The sequence below is a fragment of the Aromatoleum diolicum genome (assembly GCF_012910955.1).
Taxonomy (GTDB): domain Bacteria; phylum Pseudomonadota; class Gammaproteobacteria; order Burkholderiales; family Rhodocyclaceae; genus Aromatoleum; species Aromatoleum diolicum.
The window spans coordinates 1-23,774 of sequence record NZ_WTVQ01000044.1; the positions used below are offsets into that span (position 1 = coordinate 1).

Consider the following 23,774-nt stretch of genomic DNA (forward strand, 5'->3'; position numbering starts at 1 on the left):
GATTGCCTCCGGCCTGCTTGGCCTGATACATCGCCGAATCAGCACGCCTCAAAATGTCGGCTGGGCTCGCTTCATGATCATGGAATAGAGTCACGCCGATACTCACCGTGCAACGATGCTCGACCCTGGTGTTCGCTTTCGCCGCAGGAGTGACGTGTAACAGGTACGGTTCCGACAAGATCGCGCGCAGCTTTTCGGCAACGGTCTCCGATTGTGAGATGGATTCTGCCTTGTCCACATCGAGTTGGCTGAGCATTACCACAAACTCGTCTCCACCGAAGCGCGCAACGGTATCCATCTCGCGCACACAATGCTTCAGCCGATCTGCCGCCGCGATCAATAACAAATCGCCGACGTCGTGGCCATGCGCGTCGTTGAGTGGCTTGAAGTTGTCCAGATCGAGAAACATCAGCGCGCCATAGCAGGCACTGCGCATACTCGCCGCCATGGCCTGGCTCAATCGGTCGCTGAACAAGCGACGGTTAGGGAGCCCGGTGAGGACGTCGGAGAACGCCATTTGCCGCACCTGCTCTTGAAGCTGCTTGTGCTCTGTGATGTCGCGAGAGACGACGACCACGCGCGCCACCCGCCCGTCGCTGTCCTTGATCACGCTGCCGCGCGATTCCATGTCACGGATTCTGCCGTCGTCCATCCGGAGGCGATACTCGAGCTGGTGTCCCACGCCGGTTTCAACGGTTTCCCGGAAAGCCCGCTTGACCCGCTCCCGGTCATCCGGATGAACTTCGGCAAAGGAGTCGGTGTTTCGCAAGACATCGGTCGCACCGAAAAACTGCTGATACGAGGGACTGTTGTAGATTCGCCGCCCTTCCAGGTCGAGCACCGCGATGAAGTCGGAAAGATTCTCCGCGATCTGGTGAAAAAACTCCTTCTGCGCATGCAGCGCCTCTTCCGCGTGTTTGCTCGTCGTAATGTCACCAATCGCCGTGCGGCACAAACGCGTGCCGTCGGCGTCTTGCACACTGACCGAGCACAGGCGTACCCAAAGTACCGTCCCGTCCTTCTTCACCATGCGCAGATCGCAGGCTTGCTGCTCACTGCTCGCAAAGAGCTGCTGGCTGTGGCGGTGGAAGGTGTCAAAGTCTTCCGTGAGGATGAAGCAGTGAATCGGCTGCTTGACCAGTTCCTCCCGAGCCACGCCGAGCATGCTGGCGGCGGTAAGATTGGCTTGCAGGATCAGCCCCTCCTCATCGAGCGTGCAGTAACCGACCGGCGCCAGATCGTAAAGCTCAAAGTAGTAGACCCGCGAAGCTTCCAGTTCGACCTGCGTCCGGCGCAGTTCCTCATTCTGAAGATTGAGCTCGGCTTGATACACTTGCAACTCGTGGAGCAGCTTTAGCGGGTCGGTTTCGACCGTCACCCCTTCCGGCGGCTGTTGATGGCCAAGTCTCACCATAGCCTCGCTGAGCAACGCTTCCGAGTTCCGGGCAGTGCTGTCGTTTCTCATCTTGGCCCTCGATCAACGGGTGACAAACTCACCAGCGCCTTGTGACTTCCACCTTCAGTTGCTTGATCGTCATGGCGACTACAGTCATCGCGAGGCCGTTGATCACGTTGGTGTGGGCATGAGTGACGACAGTCGCCTTCGCGTCCACACTCATCGGCGCCTTCGCTACTTTTTTGGTAGATATCGCTTGGACGCAGTCGCAACAAATATCACGGATTTTTAATTTAGCACCGGCTCATTGCCAAGTCTGTTCGATGTCGAACATATTTTTTTAGAGTCGCAGGCGCTGCCCAACGGACTTCGCCTCGACCTGTTCCAACCGATGGTGGAGATAATTTACCTCCGACCAGCAGCAGTTGGTCGGAGGCGTGTGTTCGAGGAGCGCAGCGTAGAGCTGACGTTGGCAACCCGCCGAGCGTCATGCGGGCCGAACCCGTCTCGGCCGAAGATCCGCCGGTTTTGCTTCTAGACGTTGAGCCGGTAAAGCGGTGTTGCTACAGGCATCAACGGCGGCGGACTAACATGGTTGAAAGTGCGTCGCATTTCGTCGCGTGATGGGATGCGTGAATGATGCCGTCAGACACGCCGTGGTCAGGCGATACCTGGGGCGCGCCTTCGGCGAACTCACCCCGGACCAGGAAAGCGGCAGCAGCACGATTCCGGTCTCATCACGCGTGCAACGACCATCGTGAGGCCATACAGTGATCAAACTCTCCCAGACTGCGATCCAACTCGTCGCCATCGCCATGCGCCGCGTGTTGCAGGAGGGGCACACGCCATGCCCGTTCTAGGAGTATGCGATCAGGAAATCCTGCTGCACCAACGTGAACGCCCGGTCCGCTTGCAAGCCCGGGCGCGAAAGCTGACCGGCCTGCCCCACCCAGTGAGGATGTTGCAGGCCTGAAGGTAGGCGCAGCTAGCGAATCTCCTGCTGCGGGGCTCGCGAGCCAAAGACAGCGCCATGGAGCGGCGCGCGACGAATGCGTCGTCAGGCCGCGCGGCGGCGGACGAGCACGCCGCCGAGCAGGGCGACGCCAAGGAGGGCAAGGATGCCGGGCTCGGGTACGGCATTGACGGCGCTTGGACCGCTCCCGCCGACACCCGGGTCGTTGCTGCCGCCCAGTTCGTCCGTGGGGAATAGCGAAACGTCTACGGTGAGCGTCGCTGACGTCAACAAGACGTCGCCGGGGTTCGGAGAGCGAGTCAGTGAAAAGTCAAGAATTCCATCAGCATAATTCAAAGCATCGGAACTTATGGGGACCAATTCTGGAGTGCTTGAATTGAATGCGGAGACACTGCTTGAGAAATCGAATTGACCAGGCAGAGAAATGGTCACAATCGAGGTGTTTGCCTTATTAATCTGATTCGTGTTGTTGCCGGAGACCGTAAAGACAAGGCTGAGGAGTGCCGAATCAAGTGAATGCAGTAACGGATCATACCCATACGAAATTAGGTCGTAGCTAAAGGACGCAACGCCGCTATCAACCTCTATGTTGATGGGATTCAGTGTTATTGGATTGGTTAGAGTCGTTGAGTTGGCCTGAGCCATTCCGACAAAACCGGCGAGGATCACACCCCCGAGTACCTTGCGCATAATTTTGTATGTCATTTTCTTGTTCTCCCCAACCATTTTTTTGTCGAGAGGTCTTGTTGCATCGGTGCAACGCGAGACATCGAATGGACTTCTGCATTCGGTCTGAAGCATTTTTTGTACCTTGTTACTAAAAATGCCGTAGTACAAGCCTTTCTGGCCTCATCTGACCTGCCCAATCGCCCCCTTCGGGGCGACTGTACGAATTTCTGACATTTTTGCAACATCCGACCGCATTCGCGTTTTCGTCAACCTGATTTTGATTGCAAGCGCAAGTAATTTTGCGCGGCATGTAATCATTCTCAGGCGAGAATTAATCACGGTTCGTCATCGATTCTTGATGCAGCGTGACTTTTGTTACGGAAAGGTGAAGTGCTCGGGGTTCTCAGAGTGTAAAAAAATTCGACGTTTGCCGTGCCGCCACCATCCAGAGCCTGCTCGCCACCGCAAAAATGAACGGCCTGAAGCCATATGCTAGGCTCAAGGACACGTTGAAGAAACTGCCTGTCTGGCCCTACAGCCGCCTTGATGAGTTGCTGCCGCTGGCGCCCTTACAGGCGTGACCACCGACCTGTCAATGTGGGGCGGTAGAACGCTTACTCACGAAAAGGGAGCGCGCGCGAAAATTTGCGGAGACTCGCGCATGGCTAAGCAGATCTACCTAGAAGAAGGCTATGTCCCAATTACGTGTTGGAGTCTGATCATGGATACGCAAGCCTTCCAACATTTGTTGGCTCAGCTGAGCGAACTTAGCGGCAAGCAGAAGTCCCTTCTCGTGGCGGCACTTCATGAGCAGCCCCGGCGCGACGAGCTTGAAGGCGCTGTGCCGGATCTGCAGAAGTGCCCGCATTGCGGCGCGCCAGCGGTGCAATTGGCCTCGTGGGGCTGGAGCCGCGGGCTACGTCGTAACCGTTGTCGAGGGTGTGGTCGCACCTGCAATGCCTTGACTGCCGCGCCGCTGGCACACTTGCGCAAAGCTGAATGCTGGCGAAATTATGCCGAGGCTCTGATCCGTGGTCTAACGGTCAGGCAGGCGGCCCGACACTGCGGGATCAGCAAGAACACGGCCTTTCTGTGGCGCCATCGCTTTCTGCTGGCGGTGGCCGAACATCGTGATGAGCATGAGAACGGTATCGTCGACGCCGACGAGACGTTCTTCCTGGAGTCCTTCAAGGGGCAGCGTCACTTGCCCAGAGCGCCGCGCCGACGAGGCGGCGTCGGGGCGACGCGCGGGACCGGTAAAGACCAGATTCCGGTGATGATGGTGCGAGACCGTGAAGGGCACACCGCCGATTTCAAGCTGGTCCAACTCGATGCCGCGCACGTGCAGGACGCACTACAGCCGCTGATTGATCGCGAGTCGGTCTTATGTACGGACGGCGCTGCCGTCTACGCCGCATCACCCATCGGGTGGTGCATGCCAAACCTGGGCAGCGGGTCCGTGAGGGCGCTTTCTATATCCAGAACGTCAATGCCTATCACAGCCGGCTCAAGAACTGGATGTCACGCTTTCACGGCGTCGCCACCAAGTACCTCGTCAATTACCTCGGTTGGCGACGCATGCTCGAACGCTACCGGGAAGGGATCCGACCCGCATACTGCCTGCAGGAGGCCGTCGGACGTCCCATGCAACACGTAATTGGGACATAGCCTTAACAAAGGCCGGAATCGTCCAGGCGCTGATCGACAGCATCGGCATTACCCGATCCGAAGCCGCCGAAATCGTCGACGCGTTTTTCGACGAACTGGTTTCGTCGCTCGCCGCGGGCAGCGACGTGAAACTCTCTGGGTTTGGGAGCTTTCGACTGCGCGCAAAACCGCCTCGCCCTGGCCACAACCCGAAGACAGTCGAACAGGTGACCGTGACGGCACGCCGAGTGGCAACCTTCCATCCAAACCCCAAGTTGAAGCTAAAGGTGGGTAAGCGTACGGGAAAAACGGAAAATACGGGAAAAGCCAACGAGGCCTGCTCGCAGCTATGCGACCGCATGACTCGCGCCTGAAGAGCGCCACGTAGGCGAATCCAGCACCCGAATCAACTCCTGTGTCACCCCATCCTCGCCGTAATCGCTGAGCGGCAGGCCACCGGCCATATGCACTTCGTCGTAGTCAGTGCGCGGGGAATGGCATACCATGCCGGACCTCCCCAAGTCCTGCACGAACCATGGCGCGACACTTCAGCATCCGCAGACGCCTCGGCCTTCAGGCCATTTTTACGGGCGCGGTGATGCTTTGTCTGGCCTTGGCGTTCGCGTGGGCGCAGTACGTCACCGACCGTGCCTTTCTTCGGATCGTCCAAGGTGAAATGCTCCCGGCGGCCGAACTGCATGCGATCGAGTCACGTCTGCAGTCGATTCACACAAGGATGCAGTCTGTCCTGTTAGCCCAGGCTTCCCCCCTTGGTGCGCTGGAGCTCCTGCGGCAGGAACGGCCACTGATCGATAAGGCGTGGAACACCTACCGCCTGGTACACCGCAATTGGCTCGAAGATCCTGAGGAGGATGCGCTGATTGCCGAGATTGAGGCCGCGTTGCCGGCACTAGGGACATTTCTCGATAGCGCTGAACGTGCGTACGTGCAGCACGATCGGGAACAGTTGTCGCAATTGGCGGAAACCGGCTGGTATCACCTGCAGCAAGCACTCATTAACAACGTGCGTGCTTTGGCGGCGCTACAGGAACGACACGTACTGACGGCGACGCACAACCTCGAGCGTTCAATTCTGCGCACGCGGTTGGTCGTTGGCGGCCTGCTCGGCGCCGGGCTGCTATGCCTCGGCTTTTTTTCGATCCGTCTCGGCCGACACATCATGCGGCGCATTGTCAGTATCGAACAGGCCCTGGAAGCCATTGCGAGTGGCGAGCAATCCGTGCAAGTGCCCTACTTCAAGGGCGAATCGGAAATGGCGCGCATTGCTTCGGCCATCAACCGCACGATTGCGCAGATGGCTGATGACCGTCTAGCTCTTACCGGCCTGATGCGTCAGTTGGCGACAATTCTCGAATCGGTGGCAGAGGGCATTTACGGCGTCGATGGAGACGGCCGAATCATGTTCATGAATCCTGCTGCGCTCGCGATGCTCGGCTATCAGGATGTAGAGGTGATCGGTAAAGGATCCCACGAACTCTTGCATCACCACCACGCCGACGGCCGTCCTTACCCGCTGGCCGATTGTCCCATTGCTGGCACGCGCAAAAGCGCGCAGGTCGAACATCGCGACGACGAGGTATTCTTCCGCAAGGACGGCAGCAGCTTTCCGGTGGAATACACGAGTGCGCCGCTCCTCACTGACAGTCAGGGGCAGATGGGGGGAGTCGTTATCTTCCATGACATCACGGAACGCCGAAACCACGAGCGCCTGCTCCAGGAAACCGTGGCACAGTTGCGCGAGACAAATGCCCGACTTGCCGAGACGCAAATCCAGTTGGTACAGGCGGAAAAGCTCGCGGGCCTGGGCCAGCTGGCCGCGGGGGTCGCTCACGAAATGAACAACCCACTCGCCTTCATCAATTCCAATTTTGCGACGCTCGACACTTATGTACAGGATCTCCTGCACGTAATCGATGACTACGAGGAGGTTATTGCGTCAACACAGGATCCTCTTACCCGCAGCGCGACCGAGCAACTGCGCGAAAAGGCCGATCTCGATTTCCTCCGCGACGATCTCCATGCGCTGATGAGCGAGAGCCGCGATGGACTGAAACGCGTAGGCCGGATCGTGGCCGACCTGAAGGAATTCTCGCGGCTCGATAGTTCACCTACTGAATGGGGTGACGTGAACATCAACCATTGCCTAGATGCCACTCTCAAGGTGCTCGCCACGTCACTTGACGGGAAGGCGGACGTGGTGCGCGATTACGCCCCCCTGCCACTGGTCCACGGCAACGCCGTACAACTCAACCAGATCTTCCTGAATTTGCTGCTCAACGCCATCCATGCGATCGAACAGCAGGGGACGATTACCTTGCGCACGAGGCACCAGGCGCGCGAGGTATGTGTCGAGATTACCGACACCGGCTGCGGCATGGCACCAACCGTGAGCAATCGCATGTTCGACCCCTTCTACACGACGCGGCCGGTCGGACAAGGAACGGGACTCGGCTTGTCCGTTGCCTACAGCATTGCGCAGAAACATGGAGGCCGCTTCGAGGTGGACAGCGCTCCCGGGCGCGGCACCTCGGTCCGCCTATGGCTGCCGATTGACGACAGTGACACGGCCGAATCGCTCACTGCGTAAGAACCTTCGTATCCAACTCTGCGTACAGCCTCTTGCCTTGATACCGCCCCTACGCACCCGGCGCAGGTTGGCCAGCGAATCCCGCTGAACGAGGCCTCAATACGGCCTCGTAATAGCTGAAGGCATCGCGCAGGTGCTCACGCAGCGCATTGTCATCCCAAGGCTTCGTCAGGAACTTATACAGCGCTCCGGTATTTACCGCCTGCATGATCGATTCTAGCTCCGTGTAGCCGGATAGCACGATGCGCACCGTACTTGGATGCAGCACCTTGACCCGACCGAGGAACTCCGTCCCGTTCATTTCGGGCATTCGCTGGTCGGACAGGATCACCTGTACGGGTTCCTTGGCCAAGATCTCCAAGGCTTCCCGCGCGCTCCCAGCCGTCAGCACGCGATAGCCCTCGCCTCGCAGCAAACGCCGGATCGCGGAGAGGATGTTCGGCTCGTCATCGACGAGCAGCAGGGTTCGCGTGTCCGAAATTGGCGCCATCACCGGAAGACGTGTCCCCTGCCGCACAAGTTCGCAGAATTCGTCCGCAGGTAGTGGCTTGCTGAAAAGGTAGCCCTGCATCTTGTCGCAGCGATTTTTCCGCAGATAACTCAGTTGAGCTTCCGTCTCCACGCCTTCGGCGACCACATCAATGCCCATGCGATGGGCGAGAACGATCACCGATGTGGCGATAATTGCCGAGCTTGGATCGGAAACGATATCGGTAACAAAGGACCGGTCAATTTTTAGTTGATCGATGGGAAAACGACTCAGGTAACCGAGGCTGGAATACCCCGTACCAAAGTCGTCGAGTGACAGTCGAACACCCAGCCTCTTCAAACGCGTCAAGCGCGTGACGGTCGCCTCGGGGCGCTCCATCAGCATGCTTTCGGTCAGTTCCAGCATCAACAACTCGGGTCGGATACCATAACGCGACAGCGCCTGCTGCACCGTCGATTCGAGATCCTCGCCGCAAAACTGCCGCGCCGAGACATTAACCGCGACACTTACATCGCCCAGCCCGGCGTCCGCCCATTCGCGCATCTGCCGGCATGTCTCTTCAATCACCCATGCCCCCAACGGCACGATTAGCCCACTGCGTTCCGCTTGCGGAATGAATTGCAGGGGCGGCACCAAGCCATGCTCGGGTCGCTGCCAGCGCACAAGGGCTTCGGCCCCGCATACATGGCCACTGCAGATATCGACCTTGGGCTGAAAATGCAGCACGAACTCGTGGCGCTCCAAGGCGCGTCGCAGCGCACCCTCGAGTTCCAGCGCACTCAAAGCCTGGCTATTGAGCTCACCGGTGTAATAGCTGAAATGATTACCCCCAAGGCCTTTCGCCTGATGTGCCGCAGCGTATGCCTTGTCGAGCAGCGCGACTGCCCCGTAGCCGTCCTCAGGGCACACGCTGATGCCGATGCAAGCGGTGAGGTAGACGTCATGATGTCCGACAACAGCGAATGGTGACTCCAGAAGCGTCTGCAAGTCACGCGTCATCCGCTCGGCATCACGAAAATCCGATAGCCCTTCCATCACAACCGCAAATTGATCGCCGGCCAGGCGCGCGAGCGTATCTTCGCTCCGCAAACGCCCGCGCAGACGCTGCGCCACCGACTGTAGCAAATGGTCACCCGCGGCATGACCCAAGCTGTCGTTCACATCTTTGAAACGGTCGAGATCGACGACAAGAACCGCGACACCATGGCCATGACGCTGCGCACGTTCGAGCGCATGTTCAAGGCGCAGCTCGAACAGGATCCGGTTGGGTAGCTCGGTGAGCAGGTCGAAGTGCGCCAGACGGCGCAGTTTCTCCTCACTGTGCTTGAGTTCGGAAAGGTCGCTGGCAACGGCGACGTAATGGGTCGGTTGGCCGGCCCCATCACACACCGTACTAATCGATAACCACTGTGGACACACCTCGCCATCCTTGCGTCGGTTCCACACCTCCCCTTCCCAGAAACCGGTTGTGTTGACACACTCCCACATCGTCCGAAAGAACGCCTGATCGTGGCGACCTGAGCGCTGAATGTTGGGATTCTTCCCGAGTACCTCCACCTCGGTGTATCCGCTCATGCGAGCAAAGGCGGGATTTACCGCGAGGATACGAGGCACGAGATCGGTAATAATCAACGCCTCGCGACTACTTTCGAATGCAACGCCATAGAGGCGCAGGCGTTCCTGCGTTTCGCGCTCGGCAGTGATGTCGTTCCAGGATCCGATCACCTGCAGGGGAAACTTCTCGCCGGCGGGCGTCAGCACGCGCTGCTGGTCGCGAATCCACCGGACCGTGCCGCTCCCGTCGTAAAACCGGTATTCGGTAACCAGGCTACCCTCCGCAAGCAGGCGCGGCACGAGTTCGGACAAACGGCCAAGGTCGTCCGGATGAACATGTGAGGGCCACCAGTCCGGCTGCAGACACTCCTCGATCGGGTACCCCATCAGGCGCACGACATTCTCGCTAACCCAGGTCGGCACGAACCGCTCGCCCTCCGCGCGCAGCGTGTACACGATGGCCGGACTGGCCGCGAGTACGAGCCTCAGACGGTCGGCCATCGCGCGCTCACGAGCCTGTTCGCGCTGCAACAGTGCGCGCTGGTGGACCTTCTCAAGAACCTCTGGCAGGCGTTCAAGGAACGTACTGTTCCTTTCGATGCAATCGGCAACACCGAGGCGCATCGCGGCGACGACGACATGCTCGTCGCCCTGTTCCGTGGCCAGTACCACCGGAACCTGCAGCGCCCGTTCGACACGCACAGTCTTGAAAATCTCGAGCGCATCGGCCCCCTGGAGCCGATAATCTAGCAGCAGGATGTCATAGGGCAGCGACGCCGCAGCGGATTCGGGAAGACGCGCCAAGACGTCAGGCCCCGTAGTAACGACTTCGAGTTCGATATGTGGCGCAATGCGCGTGAGCTGGCGACGCACCAGGTCGACATCGATAGGCCTGGCCCCCCCATACAAGACACGCAGAGAACTGCGCCTGATGGCCTCTCGCGCCCGCTGCCGAGTGACAACCGCGGTGAGACTTGCCGCCAGACGATCGGTGTAATCACCACGTTTGGGAACGTAGTCGTCGGCACCTGCCTTGAGTGCAGCGAGAGCCGTGGCGTGGTCACCCGACGCTGTAAGGATCACCACCGGCAGGGAGAGATCACGATCCCGCACATGGCGGAGCAACTCGAAGCCGCTCCCATCCGGCAATCGCAAGTCTACGAACATGGCGTCGTACGGAGGAACTGGCGAGGCAAGGCAGACAAGCGCCTCGGCGACCGTACGGACGAATTGCAGCTGAACGCCGAGCATTTCCCGCTCGAGGGCGCGCCGCGCAAGTGTCGCATCCATCGAATTGTCTTCGACATAGAGCACGCGCGGGCTCTTCACCTGCTCTCCGCGTGCAACCCCGTTTTCGGCTTCGTCAGAATGTTCGTTCATGATGGAACGTGACTCGAGTTTGTCCCCACCGCGTATCAAGCCGCCGTTGGCATCAACGGAAGTTTAAGGAAAAAACAGGCCCCCCGCCCTATCTCGCCTTCCGCCCAAGCCTGCCCACCCATGCGCTGCATTGCCTTGCGCACGATGCCCAGGCCAACACCAGTGCCAGGGAAGTCGCCATTCGAATCGAGACGACTGAATACTTCGAACATTCTGTCATGAAACTTCATGTCGAAGCCAATGCCATTGTCTCGCACCCAGATGACGCACGAGGCAGGCCCGATGTGCGCACCGATTTCGATTCGCGGCGGAGTAGCATGACTACTGAATTTCACCGCGTTGTCGATGACGTTGCGCAGCGCCATGCTCAGCCCGTTGGAATCGAGCGGCACGGTGACCCGCGGAATGTTTACGCTGACTTTGGCGCCCGTCTCGACAATAGCCGGTCGGCAATTCGCGAGAACGCCATCGACAAACGCCGGGAGGTCCGTTGGCGTCATCGCGATGGTCCCACGCTCGATGCGTGAATATGCGAGGAGGTCGTCGATCAGCTGATGCATTTGCATCGCGGCATGGTTGATCTGGCAGACAAAATCCCTGCCCTCTTCCACGAGTTGCTGACTGTACTCGGTCTCAAGGAGACGACTGTAGCCGATGATGCCGCGCAGCGGCGCCTTAAGGTCATGTGACACTGCGTACGCAAACGACTCCAGCTCGCGATTGGCCTCGGCAAGTTGTCGGGTCCGTGCAATCACACGCTGTTCGAGTTGAGCGTTAAGTTCCCGAATGCGTTCCGACGCCTCGGCCTGCACCGCCCATCGATCGGCACGGCGTTGCTGGCGCAAGTACATCAAAATCAGCGCTGCGACCGCCGCGATTGCGCAAATGGTCACCAAACTCACCCACCAGACGAGGTTGCGCAGAGGGGCCATCACCTCTTCACGATCTACTTTCGCCACCAAGTGCCATGGAGTATCAGCGATTGATCGTGTTGCGGCGAGCACGCTGACACCCCGGTAGTCGATGCCGGTCATGGTGAGCGGTTCACCATTGGCGATCGCCGCCGCAGCTGGCAGCCCATCGGTGGTGAGGGGCAAGCGCAGACTCAATGGGGCACCGACGCGATGACGCAGTTCATTGAGATACACTACCGAGTCGGCTTCACGACGGACCAGGAAACTTTCTGCTGTCGGACTGGGCGCGTGCCAACTCAAAATGAGTGGGTACAGCGCGCGATCCGGTTCAACGTGCAAGAGCACGAATGCAATCACGTTTTCGCTCGGCCGCTGAGGATTCCGGATCGGCACGATCCAGTCCAGGTGCAGCCGGTCGCTCTCATCCAGATACAAGTCACTACGTACCACGTCCCCGCGGACTCGTGCTTGAGCCATCAAGGATTGAATCGCTGCAGGCACCTCTCGGCGCGAGCCGCTCGCATAGACAGTTCGGCCATTCGCGTCGAGGAGCACGACGCCCTCATAGTGAAGCGAGCTTTGCATCGAACTGAGCCGGTCTTGGACCAGGTCGCGCTCTGCGGCTACCCCGCTGTTGAGCCATCGTGCGAGCCGCAGAGCGAACCCCGAGGACTGTGCCAGCGCGCGACCGTCACCATCCCGTTCAGCGAGCCAGCTCTGAATCTGCCGGGCCTTGAGTTCGGCGACGGTCTGCAGGTTGGCGTAGGCTTCAAGCTCGATTTGCCGCCCATGGAGACGCACCACCGCGACCCCGATCACGGGCACCACCAGGGCGAGCCCCAGAAATGCAGTGAGTACGACACCGAGTCGAGGGCGTCGTCGCTCCTCCTCGGCCTCGAGGGTACTTAGTCGCCACGAGTCGAGCAGCAGGTACAGCAGGAGCGTTGTCACCGCGACATAGACGAACCCCTTCGCGGAGCCGATCTGCATCCGTAGAGTCGAGTCCTCGACCAGGATGCTCAGTAACGTATCGGAAGAAGCGATCCATAGACCTGCAAAAAGAGCATAGGTCAGCGTAATGACTACGACAGTACGACGGCGGGACATGGCGGACTCGGTTTGGCTCGGAGGCGTCACCGCGCTTGGCCGACGGACGGATCAGTCACTGCGTTCGGACGCCTCGCCGACAGGAAGGCTCAGGCGAAAGGTCGTTCCTTCGCCGACCGCGCTTCGCATCACGAGGCTGCCGCCATGGCGCTGCACAATATCACGGGAGATCGACAGTCCGAGCCCCGTTCCCTTGCCAACAGGTTTGGTCGTGAAGAAGGGCTCGAACACCCGAGCCTGAAATTCCGGCGGAATCCCCTTGCCTGTATCGCAGATTTCGATCCACACGAGATTCCCTTCGGCGCCGGTACGTAGCGTAATGGTCCCGACGGAGTCGATCGCCTGCGCCGCATTCACCAGCAGGTTCATGAACACCTGGTTGATCTGCGCTGGCACGCAACTTACAAGAGGAAGCTCGCCGAACACGCGTACGACCTCGGCTTTGTACTTGATCTCGTTGCGAATGACGTTGAGGGTACTCTCGAGGCAGCGATGCAGGTCCGCCTGTTCGCGCTGCCCGTCATCGATACGCGAGAAATCCTTGAGATCATTGATGATCCCCTTGACGCGCGCGAGCCCCTCAATCGATTCGCGCAGCAGATCCGGAATGTCTTGTCGCAGATACTCAAGTTCGGTCTCGCGGGCGAGATTTTCCACCTCGACCCGCGAAGGATGTTCCGCGGGCAACGCCTCTTGCATCCGCGCGTAGGCATCGAGGATCGCGAAGAGGCGCTCGATATAGTTTTGTAACGAGCCGAGATTCGAGCTGACGAAACCCACGGGATTGTTGATCTCGTGAGCAATCCCGGCAGCCAGCAGGCCCACAGCCGCCAACTTCTCCGACTGGAGAAGTTGGCCTTCGGTCTGTCTGAGCCGTTCCAGCACCTGCTGCTCATCGAGGGCGTTGCCGCTCGGCGACTGAAATACCTGTGCGCTGCCTTGAATCATTTTGCGCCCCTCCTATTCCGGTTCCGGGCCGAGCACCCGCAGCACTTCCTCGAGCGTTGTGTCGCCACGCCCCACTTTGCCCCAGGCATCTTCCCACAGCGATTCATGGCCGCCGGCGCGCGCATGCGCGGCAAGCTCCTTCGTGCTCGCACCGCGGGCAATCAGATCGCGCATCATCTCGTCGGGCAGTAGAATTTCATATAGAGCGAGGCGGCCTCGATAGCCGGTTCCGTCACATTCGACACATCCGGCTCCGACGAAGCTCGCGGGTGGCGCATTACGAAAGCGTGGCCCAAGCCGGGTCAACGTAGCCGGGTCGGCCGGCTGACTCTGACGGCAGTGCCGGCAAATTCGCCTCACCAGGCGTTGCGCAATCACACCCTCGAGCGCACTGGCAATGATGAACGGCTTGAGTCCCAGGTCGAGTAGGCGCGCGATGGTAGCCATCGCCGAATTGGTGTGAAGCGTCGATAGCACCTGGTGTCCGGTCAACGCCGCATGGAACGCAACTTCGGCGGTTTCGAGGTCACGGATCTCACCAATCAGCAACACATCAGGATCCTGCCGAAGGATCGAGCGCAACACGACAGGAAAAGTGAGGCCGATTTTTTCCTTCACCAGCACCTGTCCGGCATTGTCGAGGTAGTACTCGACGGGATCTTCAATCGTAATGTAATTCTTGGCAGGCGATGCATTGGCCTGCAGGAGCGAATACAGGGTCGTGGTTTTGCCACTGCCGGTCGGTCCGGTGGCCAGGAGCAGCCCCTGGGGCTTATCCACCATGACGCGCACTTTAGCCAGCCCTGCGTCGCCGAAGCCGAGTCCGACAAGATTCAGAACAGCCGAGTTGCGGTCCAGAATCCGCATCACCACTTTTTCGCCGTTGATGGTCGGGAGCGTGGAAATCCGCAGATCGACAATGCGCAGTGGTGACTTCACCGTAAGCCGACCGTCCTGCGGGCGGCGGCGTTCCGAGATGTCGAGTTCAGCCATGATCTTGAGGCGCGACACCAAGGGACTGTGCAGTGCATGCGGAATCTGGATCTTGTCCTGCAACACCCCATCGATTCGTAACCGCACCACGACGTTCTTGGTGCGCGGCTGAATGTGGATGTCCGAGGCGCCAAGCCGCATGGCTTCGAGAATGATCGCGTTGACTAGCCGGATTGCAGGCGGATCATTGGTCGACGCCAGTAGTTCGTCCAGCGGAACATCCTCGACGTCGTCAATGACGACCTCAATACCCTCATAGGGATCCACAGTGCCAACCATCGTCGCCAGATCGCGGATGTCCAGGTTGTCGCCGCGCTCGCCATACACCTCGGCTATCTTCGCGCGGATCGCTTCGCTGTCGGCCATCACGACCTTGAGGTCAAGCCCGGCAGTAAAGCGAACATCGTCGATCAGGCCCGAATCCATCGGATCTGCCACCGCCAGGAGTAGGCGCCGCCCTTCAAGTTTGAGTGGGACCACCAACTGTTTCTCACAGAACCCCCGGGGGATCAGATCGGTGACCGCAGTATCGACCCGGAACTCCGCAAGTGAAACCTCCTCGACCAGAAGATCTTCGCGAAGAATCTTGCGCAAACTCTTCTCGGTCACCCATCCGCGCTCGAGGAGGATCTTGATCAGCGGTTCCTTTTGCAGCCCCTGCTGGCGTGTGAGCTCCTGGAGCTGCGCACTGGTGAGGAGATTTTTCTTGTGGAGCATCATCCCCAGCTGGCTGCGGTTGGACACTGCCAAGCGAGACAGGGCCGAGATCTCCTTGGTCTTTTTTGCGTTCTCCTGAGTTAATGCACGGTTTTTCTGGACGAGATCGAATTGCTCGAGGGCGAGCGAGACGGTGACACGCAGATCGTCGTCGTTCCAGGGCTTGAGGATGAATTTGTAGACGGCCCCTTCATTGATGGCCCCCATCACGGCGCCCGTATCCGCATGGCCGGTGAGCATGATGCGGATCGTGTCGGGATAGAGCGTCTTGACCTGTTTGAGCAATTCGGCGCCGTTGATGCCCGGCATCATGTAATCGCTGATGATCACCTGTGCGGGTGCTTCGCGCAGCCGCGCTAATGCCTCGTTGCCGTTGCTCGCCGTGACAATCTCGTACGCTTCGGCACGGAACGTACGCGTGAGCGCCTTCAAGATCGCCGGTTCGTCGTCGACGATCATCAGGCGGTACCGCATTGGGGTTGCCGCCCCGCTGCTCGCGGGCGCCTCGTTCTTACCAGTGAAATAGGCGGCGTAATTGGTCATGTGCGGTCACACGGGGAGATTGACGGTAACGCGGGTTCCGCCGTGGGGCGGGCAGATTACCGTTACCGTTCCGCTATGCGCGAGAATTATGTCACGGGCAACGGTCAAGCCAAGCCCGGTGCCACTGCCAACGCCACGGGTGGTAAAGAAGGGGTCGAAGATCCGCGCCCGAATCTCGTCGGGTATCCCCGGTCCTGTGTCAGTGACTTCCACCGAAATCGAGGTCCCGTCTGTCCGCGTATGCACGGTTACGATTCCCCCGTCGCCTACCGCCAGCAAGGCATTCTGAAGTATGTTCAGGAACGCCTGATTGAGGTGTCCGGGCAAGCACAACAACGGGGGCAAGGGGGCGAAGTCCGTACTCAGCGTAATCGATGGCGGCTTCTGCCCGACCAGGACCGTCAGCAGGGTTTCCAACTGCGCATTGAGGTCGACCACCTGCTCCTCAGGCTGATCGACACTCGAAAACCCCTTCAAATCCTTGACGATCCGCGCAATGCGGTCAATGCCGACACGCGAATCCTTCAGCAATTCCACGAAATCCTTAAACAGGAAGTCGAGATCGCGTGCCTGCCAGTCGGTCGAAGGGACCACGCTGCGCAAATCCTCCAGGCTCTGCAGATAGCGCTCGGCCGCCGACAAATTGCTGCTGATGAAACCAAGTGGGTTGTTGATTTCGTGCGCCACACCGGCCGCCAACTGGCCAATCGACGCAAGACGTTCGGCCTGATAGAGCTGGAGTTGGCGTTCATCAATGATTTTGATCTGCTCTTTGACCTTGGCGTCGAGCGTAGCCGCCAATTCACGATATTTTGCTTCAGACGCCTTGAGCGCCTCATTCTGCTGCTGGAGCTTCGCGTAATCGGCGCGAACGGCTTCGAGATGCAGATCGGAAACCATGCGCAGGCGAGCGCGCGACAATAGCCCCCAACGGACGGTCCGCGCAGCGCCGGAGAGGGAATCCTGAGGACAGTCGGCCTCAAGGAAGCCGACCGGCTCCAATTCGAGAACCAACGGGGTTCGGCACCCACCAACGACGTGCGCGGCGCTGCCAAAAGCGTTGCATCTTTCGTCAAGCATCGCCACCGGCGTTCCCAGCAGTGCCGTCAGTGTTCGGCAAAGTTCGTCCGCATCTCGCGTGCTGAGAAGCTCACCCAATGAAAAATCACGGTCGAAACCGACCATGTCGGTCATGTCGCCTCACCCCCTGCCGCAGTCACGAAACTTGCCTCGTCCAGCCCGTGCTCGGTCACCAAACCCAGGTCGTCCGCATAGCGCCGCCAAACACCATGAAGCAGTTCGGTAAAAGTTTCGCGTACGCCGCGACCGTCGATTGCCGAAGCAAACAGTAGGGGCCAGGGCGCCCCGGCGTAGCGTTCGTGAATGTCCTCCACAGACAGGATGTCCCGAAGGTCGCGCTTATTGAATTGCACCACCAACGGCAGTCGCTCGAAATCCAAGCCGACTCGAGCGACGTTTTCCGAAAGGTTCTGGAAGGATTCGCCGTTGTTGGTCGCTTGCGTACGTTGGGAGTCGGCTACGAAAACCACGCCGTCTGCGCGCGACAGAACAGCCTTTCGCGTTCCATCGTGCGCGACCTGACCGGGAACCGTGAAGAGACGCAAGCGAATCGTCAGTCCCGACGCAGTACGGAAGCCCAAGGGAAGCAGATCGAAAAACAGCGTCCGGTCATGTTGTGTCTCGAGCGTCATCAGTTCGCCCTTCATCTGGGCGCCGGCAAGCTCATGCAATTGCATCAGGTTCGTCGTCTTGCCTCCCTGTGCAGGTCCGTAATACACGAGCTTGAATGTGAGCCGATTGGTCTCCCGCTCGAACTCGGGCATCAGCGCGGCCCCGGTTTCCAGTCGTCGGGCAGCGGTTCGTCAAGTAGCGATTCGTCAAGGAGAACGGAGCCGTCCGGCCCCCAAATCACCCTGGTGATCCCGGGCTCTTCGGATTCAAGGCGGTTACGTTCCAGTTGCTGCGACGAAATCCGTCCTTTCGCCAAGCGCGTTTCGTCAGCCAGTCGCAGGTTCTCCACGGTGAGCTCACGCAGCGCGAGCGCCTGCGCGATTGCCGCGACCAATTCGTAATCGTTCCACGGTTTCGACAAGAAGCGGCTGATACCCGCGTCGTTGATGGCCGCGATCAATCCATTAAGGTCAGCGTAGCCGGAGAGGATCAGGCGTGCACTGTTGGGTTGCAGCTCACGAAACGCTTTAAGGAACTGCACCCCGTCCATGCCAGGCATGCGGTAATCCGACAGAACCAGATCATAGGCGGTGTTGTGTGCCTTCTCGAGTGCCTGTTGTGGCACGCTGAAGCAATCCACGACAAGCTTGAAATGCTTGTCGCCAACCACACAGGGTGTGAGCATCAGCAGGCGGCGCAAGGCCTTGAGGATGGACTCTTCGTCGTCGAGGATCAGAATTCGGTTCATAGGTCTCCCGGATTTCAGTGCAGTCGGTGTCATGCCTCGTCGGGCACCACACGTTTATCCATGCGAATTTGCAGCACCAGAGCAGGTGCATCGCGACGCGCGTATTCCTGAATCTGTCGTATCAAGTTGGCGTCGAGAATGTAATCGGCCGCAAGCAGCAGCACACCATCCCGCCCAATGAGGTCGCGAGCGAGGATCATGCCCGGCTGCAAATCAGCCGGCCGCACCTCTTGACCACGATTCGGGTCCGGTTTGGGGCGTCCCAGCATATCCAGCAGCGCGTCGACGACCTGTGGGTCGTAGCGTTTGCCACGCGACTTAACAAGCATTGCCTTCGCCTCGTCCGCGCTCAGCCGCTTGTCAGCAAGCATGCCCTGCTGCAGCCCGTCGTAATCCGTGGCAACTGCAAGGATTCGCGCGCCGAGTGGTATCGCCAGACCGACAAGACCGTCCGGAAAACCTTGCCCGTCAAAGCGTTCATGGTGAGACCGAACCAGGCGGGCGGCCTCCTTCAACTCATCGAGCGGCATCAGGGCCGACTCGCCGGCGATTGAGTGCTTACGGTATAGCGCTCGCTCTTCGCCGTTCATCCGTACCACGGGTCGGGCGAGCAGCGCATCGGGGAAGCCGATCTTGCCGATATCGTGCAACAGACCCGCAAGAAAGATGTCCTGCACCCCTTTGGATTCGCTTCCCAGCTGCTGAGCAAGCCGTCGTGCGAGGTCAGCCACTCGCCGCGAGTGGCCAGCCATCGCGCCTCCGCGCAGCTCCATCAGCCCCGTAAACATCTTGATGGAGACCACGAAGTTTTGCTTCAGCTTGTCGTTTGCAACGTTGAGGGAGCTATTTGCCTCCTCCAATTCGGCAGTCCGTTCGCGAACCCGCTGCTCCAGGCTGGCATTTAGCTCCCGCAGCGCCTCATTCTGTTGTTGCGACAATGCAAGCAGCTGCGCGTTTTCGCGCTGCAACCGACGACGCTCAAGGGCGTCCCGGATGACCAGCGTCAGCTCGTTGTCGTCCCACGGCTTGGCAATGTAGCGGTAGATCTCGCCGCGGTTGATCGCGGCGATGGTGGAGCTCATGTCGGCATAGCCGGTGAGCAGCAAACGTGTGACCTCGGGCCAGCGCGTACGTACCTGCTCAAGAAACTTCGCCCCGTCCATCTCGGGCATGCGCATGTCGGAAATGACGAGATCGACCGGCTCACGCTCGAGCAACTCAAGCCCGGCACGGCCGCTTTCCGCCGTGTGGATTGTGTAGCCGGCGGGTCGCAAGAGCCGTCGCAACGCCGAGAGGATACTCGGTTCGTCGTCGACCATGAGAAGGGTGGCGGACGTGTTTGTCGTGTCGGTCATGATCCACAGGGAAAACCAAGGCCGCGGACCGTGCCGGAGTCCGTCGCAAGCGTAGCCACGAAGCTAACTCCGTCATCGGATTCGCGATTCACCGCAAAAATCCTCTCCGGCTACAAATCAATTCTATTGGAGAGCCAAATCCTTACTGGATGTCTACGGTAGCAGAATTGTGAAGCATTATCGATTCTGAATTTTCGATGCCACTTGACGGCAGTCGTGGCCCCGACAAACACAGCAATGTTCGGGGTTGTTTTCTTCTTAAATTACCACCATCTGAATATTCGCATATACCAAATTAAGTGATGTGACATGCGCCGCAACCCCTTATTCGAAACGTTCAAACGCATCGCGGATCGCCTTCATGAGTTCCCGGTCATCCCACGGCTTATGCCAGAACCTGAACACGGCACCACGATTGATGAATCGGTAATCACGTTCACGTTGGAATACCCGGACAGGACCATTCGTATGGTTTCGGGATACAGTCGGGCCAAACGAGGCATCTGAACGGTCGGTTATTTTCGACTTCCACGCCGTCCAATGGCACTGCCGAAACTCACGGCCGCCTACGACAAGCCTCGCTATTCAAACCGGCCGCGTCTCCGTCCGACAGCCCAGAGCAAATGACCTCTATCCACACAATTACTCCGACGTTACGGCCTCGACCGGCAGATTCCGAGGCAGAACCACTCGAAACACGGACCCCTTTCCGAGCTCGCTCTTGACCTCGATGTATCCATGGTGTCGGCTAACGATTCCGTAGGACAAAGACAGACCGAGTCCGGTCCCCTTGCCGACCGCTTTGGTCGTGAAGAACGGCTCGAAGATTCGGCTTAGGTGGTCCTGCCGGATCCCTCTTCCCGTATCTTCGATTTCGACCCAAACAAAATTCTCGTCATATCCGGTACGCAGCGTGATGTGCCCATGGTCCTCAATCGCGTGGGCTGCATTAACCAACAGGTTCATGAATACCTGATTGAGCTGTGACGGGAAACATTCGATCGTTGGAAGATTCCCATACTCTTTGACGACATCGGCCTTGTATTTGATCTCGTTCCACACGACGTTGAGCGTACTCTCTAGACCCGCCTCCAGATTCGCCAGTTCGCGTTCGGCCTTGTCGACGTGAGAGAAATCCTTCAGATCCTGAACAATGCGCTTGACGCGCTGCAAACCGTCAAGCGATTCCGTCAGCAGGTCACCGATATCCTCACGCAAGTAAGCGGCGTCGATTTCCTTCTTCACGCACGCGATTGCTTCCGACTGCTCCGTCGTCAGTGAACCTTCGATGCCCTCGTACGCTGACAGCAAACGCAACAGGTTTTCGGCATAACGCTGCAGAGTCCCAAGGTTGGAATTCACGAAACCGACCGGATTGTTGATCTCGTGCGCAACCCCCGCTGCAAGCTGGCCAATTGACGCCATTTTTTCCGACTGAAGCAGCTGATTGTGAGCTTCCTCGAGCTTGCGAATCAGCGTCTGCTGATGTCGCTTCTCACCCTGCAACGTCGCATTGGCCTGCTCCAGTTCCACCGTACGCTCCCGAACCCTGTCCTCCAGCCGATCCCTCGACTCGCGCAGAGCCTCATCGGCGCGAGTGCGTTCGGTGATATCGCTGTACCCGAACACCCGCCCAACAATCCGTTCCCCAATGTATTGGGGATGAGACTTGCACTCGAATACACGACCATCTGTCAATCGAAGTAGATCTTCCGTTTCCGCGCTATCCACGGTGGCGCGCAGGCGTGCACGACATAGGTCGCACTCATTGACTCGGCCGGCGATGAACTCGAGAATCGCCGCATCGTTGCGCTCCAGCAATAACTCGTCGGGGATCCCCCACATGCTGCTGAAGAGCCGATTCATGTTGGTGATGTTTCCCTGCCAGTCGATAACGAGAATTCCATTACCGGTCGACTCGAGGGTTGCTCGCAATTGCGATAATGTCTGCTCTAGTGTGTCCTCGACCTTGCGTTCGTGCCTGATGTCGCGCGCCAAGACAAGGATGAGAGCGTGATTTTCATGCGCGACAACCCGGACCGATTTCACCACGGACAACATCTCCCCGTCCGCGCATCGATACAGCCCTTCCTGCCCTTCGATCTCTTGAAACTGCCCGTTGTGCACGTCCTCCCAAAAGAAGACGTCCTGCAATGAGCTTTCGATGTCTGTAATAGTCATCGCGACCAGTTCCACTCGCGGATAACCGAGCGTCTGGGTCACAAGTTGATTGGCCATCACGATGCGCAAGGAGCCTGGATCGACCAGCATCATCATCTGCGAGCTGTGATCCAACATCAGATCAGCAAGGCTACTCATCGGGTCACCGTGTCCTGTCCAGATTTTCCCGCATCGAAATAGTAGCTAACGCGCTTGCGAGGACTCAGGTAGTTATATATTTCGACCGGTACTTGAGCAGGGCGGATCGCCTTAGCGATATTCAGATCCTGCTCCCTTGCCATATCAACAAGTATCGATTCTTCCTTTGGAATGTTCGCATCGTATATGACGATGATAGGCTTCATCGGTTTGGCAGTATTTACCGTAGCTACCATTGCAATCAGACCGTTCGAGAGTTGCACGATCGTTCCTGGAGGATAGACTCCGAGGCAACGGATGAACGCCTGCAGCATGCGTGGATCGAACTTGCTACGCAATTTCGCAAACATCGTCGAGAGGGCATCATGCGGCGTCAGAGCGTTCGCAACATCCACCGGGTTGCACAGCTCGTCATAGTAGTTCGCGACTGCGACAATGCGCGGCATAACGCCGATCGCATCCCCTTTGAGACCGGCCGGATAGCCGGTTCCATCAAATAGTTCGTGGTGGTCTCGGATGATCTCGAGCACTGGCTTGGACAGCTGTAGGCGACGGCCGATTTCTACACCGAAATGACAGTGCGTCTGGTAGAGATTGCGCTCCGCCTGATTAAGCGGTTCGGCCTTTAGCAGAATCTTATCCGGAATTTCTTTGCGTCCGATATCGTGAAGCAGCGCGCCCATGCCGAGCGCCCCAAAAACCTCCTGGGGCACCCCAAGATCACGGGCGATCATCAGTGACAGCATCGCCACGTTCAACGAGTGAAAATACAGCTCCTCGCCACCAGTGCGATCGCCCATCACGTGGATTGCCAGGTCAGGCGCACATAGAATCGAGTCGGCGATCTGGGTCACCAGCTGCGTTGCCTGCTGCACCGTCTCCTTGGGGTCCGAATACAGGTTCCTTTCAATGTCGCGAATCGCCTTCGCCGCATTGACGAACGCGTGCTCCACGCGCGCGGCCGCCTCACGCTGCGCTCGGATACGCTCCACGAGCACTCGTTTGGCGGCGAGCGCCGGCAGAATTTCCGAATTCGTTTCTGGAGATATCGCGTGTGCCGGCTGAGGACCAGTCGCCTCCATCTTGAACTCAGGGTCTGCAGTAGGTGATGCTACCGATGCCGCGGCCTCCGGCTGTTGCCGTACGGTCAAATCGCTCAGCGCTGGGTTGTAGCGGACCGTTTTCAGCCCAAGGCTCCGGATCTCCCTGATCTGATCCTCAGATTTGATCATGAACTGACTGAAGGCAAAGGGATGTTGAAACCAGCTGAGATCGAGCACGACATATAGTCCGATCCGCAACTGATCCATCGTAACGGTGTTATTTTCCGCCATCACTGATCCAGCATCGATACGTTTTCACCGCCGAGAAATCGGAAACAGGTAAGTCGCCGGCGACGCGGAGCGTTGCTCGAAGTTTTTCCACAAGGGCTCGAGCCCGAGCCGACAAACGGCGTCCGCCAACCAATGCACAACCAGTGCCCCGAGCCCCGCAGGGACGTTGTCGATCATCATGCAGCACAAGACAGTTCACATTGTCATCCCAATCAGCGATCGCCGTCGACTTCGCTTCGGCCAGCCGGGGCCCCTCGCTAGGTTCGACACAGCCACAGGCCCGGTCAGCGCCGGCGATCGGTACGCTCCGAACTGTGACACACCACTGCCCCCTTCTGGGCTGCAAAAGTATAGACCGCAGCGAGTCGTTCGGTAATCCGTTACTCT

15 protein-coding genes and 2 pseudogenes are annotated in these 23,774 nt (G+C 58.7%); 4 read left to right on the top strand and 13 right to left on the bottom strand.

What is annotated here, in order from left to right; genetic code table 11:
- The 3 genes from GPA25_RS19385 to GPA25_RS19390 form a co-directional block, all read right to left on the bottom strand.
- On the bottom strand, positions 1 to 1,465 hold a 1,465-nt coding region (locus GPA25_RS19385; protein ID WP_169262050.1), incomplete at its 3' end, for a sensor domain-containing diguanylate cyclase.
- A 28-nt stretch (positions 1,466 to 1,493) separates the two neighbouring features.
- Entirely contained in the window at positions 1,494 to 1,619 is a 126-nt protein-coding gene (locus GPA25_RS24240; protein WP_281357741.1) for a hypothetical protein, read from the bottom strand.
- Positions 1,620 to 2,453: 834 nt separating this feature from the next.
- A complete protein-coding gene (locus GPA25_RS19390) occupies positions 2,454 to 3,170 on the bottom strand; it encodes a PEP-CTERM sorting domain-containing protein (protein ID WP_169262051.1) in 717 nt (238 codons plus the stop codon).
- Between the two features lie 266 nt (positions 3,171 to 3,436).
- Here GPA25_RS19390 and GPA25_RS19395 point away from each other — a divergent pair.
- The 4 genes and pseudogenes from GPA25_RS19395 to GPA25_RS19410 all read left to right on the top strand — a co-directional run.
- Positions 3,437 to 3,619: pseudogene (locus GPA25_RS19395) on the top strand (transposase domain-containing protein); the annotation flags it as partial.
- Positions 3,620 to 3,759: 140 nt separating this feature from the next.
- Positions 3,760 to 4,706: pseudogene (locus GPA25_RS19400) on the top strand (IS1595 family transposase).
- On the top strand, positions 4,607 to 5,059 hold the full coding sequence (locus GPA25_RS19405) for an integration host factor subunit alpha (protein WP_246265893.1): 453 nt from the start codon (positions 4,607 to 4,609) through the stop codon (positions 5,057 to 5,059). The pseudogene GPA25_RS19400 and the gene GPA25_RS19405 overlap by 100 nt, the downstream one beginning before the upstream one ends.
- 161 nt (positions 5,060 to 5,220) lie before the next feature.
- Positions 5,221 to 7,293, top strand: coding sequence for a HAMP domain-containing sensor histidine kinase (locus GPA25_RS19410; protein WP_169262052.1), 2,073 nt, complete (start codon positions 5,221 to 5,223; stop codon positions 7,291 to 7,293).
- 49 nt (positions 7,294 to 7,342) lie between these two features.
- Here GPA25_RS19410 and GPA25_RS19415 read toward each other — a convergent pair whose 3' ends face one another.
- From GPA25_RS19415 to GPA25_RS19460, 10 genes are all read right to left on the bottom strand, one after another.
- On the bottom strand, positions 7,343 to 10,717 hold the full coding sequence (locus GPA25_RS19415) for an EAL domain-containing protein (RefSeq protein ID WP_169262053.1): 3,375 nt from the start codon (positions 10,715 to 10,717) through the stop codon (positions 7,343 to 7,345).
- Positions 10,718 to 10,752: 35 nt separating this feature from the next.
- Positions 10,753 to 12,738, bottom strand: coding sequence for a sensor histidine kinase (locus GPA25_RS19420; protein WP_169262054.1), 1,986 nt, complete (start codon positions 12,736 to 12,738; stop codon positions 10,753 to 10,755).
- Between the two features lie 51 nt (positions 12,739 to 12,789).
- The gene (locus GPA25_RS19425; RefSeq protein ID WP_343035013.1) at positions 12,790 to 13,623 is read right to left on the bottom strand and encodes an ATP-binding protein; all 834 of its coding nucleotides are present in this window, start codon (positions 13,621 to 13,623) and stop codon (positions 12,790 to 12,792) included.
- A 75-nt stretch (positions 13,624 to 13,698) separates the two neighbouring features.
- A complete protein-coding gene (locus GPA25_RS19430) occupies positions 13,699 to 15,939 on the bottom strand; it encodes an ATPase, T2SS/T4P/T4SS family (protein ID WP_169262056.1) in 2,241 nt (746 codons plus the stop codon).
- A 6-nt stretch (positions 15,940 to 15,945) separates the two neighbouring features.
- The gene (locus GPA25_RS19435; protein WP_169262057.1) at positions 15,946 to 17,133 is read right to left on the bottom strand and encodes a sensor histidine kinase; all 1,188 of its coding nucleotides are present in this window, start codon (positions 17,131 to 17,133) and stop codon (positions 15,946 to 15,948) included.
- On the bottom strand, positions 17,130 to 17,783 hold the full coding sequence (locus GPA25_RS19440; RefSeq protein WP_169262058.1) for a GTP-binding protein: 654 nt from the start codon (positions 17,781 to 17,783) through the stop codon (positions 17,130 to 17,132). The genes GPA25_RS19435 and GPA25_RS19440 overlap by 4 nt, the downstream gene beginning before the upstream one ends.
- A complete protein-coding gene (locus GPA25_RS19445) occupies positions 17,783 to 18,379 on the bottom strand; it encodes a response regulator (protein WP_169262059.1) in 597 nt (198 codons plus the stop codon). The genes GPA25_RS19440 and GPA25_RS19445 overlap by 1 nt, the downstream gene beginning before the upstream one ends.
- A 29-nt stretch (positions 18,380 to 18,408) precedes the next feature.
- Positions 18,409 to 19,734 carry a response regulator c-di-GMP phosphodiesterase, NosR family gene (nosR, locus tag GPA25_RS19450; protein WP_169262060.1) on the bottom strand — a complete coding sequence of 442 codons (1,326 nt, stop codon included), beginning with the start codon at positions 19,732 to 19,734 and terminating at the stop codon, positions 18,409 to 18,411.
- 642 nt (positions 19,735 to 20,376) lie between these two features.
- Entirely contained in the window at positions 20,377 to 22,053 is a 1,677-nt protein-coding gene (locus GPA25_RS19455; RefSeq protein ID WP_169262061.1) for an ATP-binding protein, read from the bottom strand.
- A complete protein-coding gene (locus GPA25_RS19460) occupies positions 22,050 to 23,387 on the bottom strand; it encodes a cyclic di-GMP phosphodiesterase (protein ID WP_169262062.1) in 1,338 nt (445 codons plus the stop codon). Before GPA25_RS19460 ends, GPA25_RS19455 begins: the two co-directional genes overlap by 4 nt.
- Positions 23,388 to 23,774 lie beyond the last annotated feature (387 nt).

Coding starts and splice junctions, on each gene's coding strand:
- GPA25_RS24240 (WP_281357741.1), bottom strand. CDS start 1,619: ATGAGTGTGGACGCGAAGGCGACTGTCGTCACTCATGCCCACACCAAC.
- GPA25_RS19390 (WP_169262051.1), bottom strand. CDS start 3,170: ATGCTTCAGACCGAATGCAGAAGTCCATTCGATGTCTCGCGTTGCACC.
- GPA25_RS19410 (WP_169262052.1), top strand. CDS start 5,221: ATGGCGCGACACTTCAGCATCCGCAGACGCCTCGGCCTTCAGGCCATT.
- GPA25_RS19415 (WP_169262053.1), bottom strand. CDS start 10,717: ATGAACGAACATTCTGACGAAGCCGAAAACGGGGTTGCACGCGGAGAG.
- GPA25_RS19420 (WP_169262054.1), bottom strand. CDS start 12,738: ATGTCCCGCCGTCGTACTGTCGTAGTCATTACGCTGACCTATGCTCTT.
- GPA25_RS19430 (WP_169262056.1), bottom strand. CDS start 15,939: ATGACCAATTACGCCGCCTATTTCACTGGTAAGAACGAGGCGCCCGCG.
- GPA25_RS19435 (WP_169262057.1), bottom strand. CDS start 17,133: ATGACCGACATGGTCGGTTTCGACCGTGATTTTTCATTGGGTGAGCTT.
- GPA25_RS19440 (WP_169262058.1), bottom strand. CDS start 17,783: ATGCCCGAGTTCGAGCGGGAGACCAATCGGCTCACATTCAAGCTCGTG.
- GPA25_RS19445 (WP_169262059.1), bottom strand. CDS start 18,379: ATGAACCGAATTCTGATCCTCGACGACGAAGAGTCCATCCTCAAGGCC.
- nosR (WP_169262060.1), bottom strand. CDS start 19,734: ATGACCGACACGACAAACACGTCCGCCACCCTTCTCATGGTCGACGAC.
- GPA25_RS19455 (WP_169262061.1), bottom strand. CDS start 22,053: ATGAGTAGCCTTGCTGATCTGATGTTGGATCACAGCTCGCAGATGATG.
- GPA25_RS19460 (WP_169262062.1), bottom strand. CDS start 23,387: ATGGCGGAAAATAACACCGTTACGATGGATCAGTTGCGGATCGGACTA.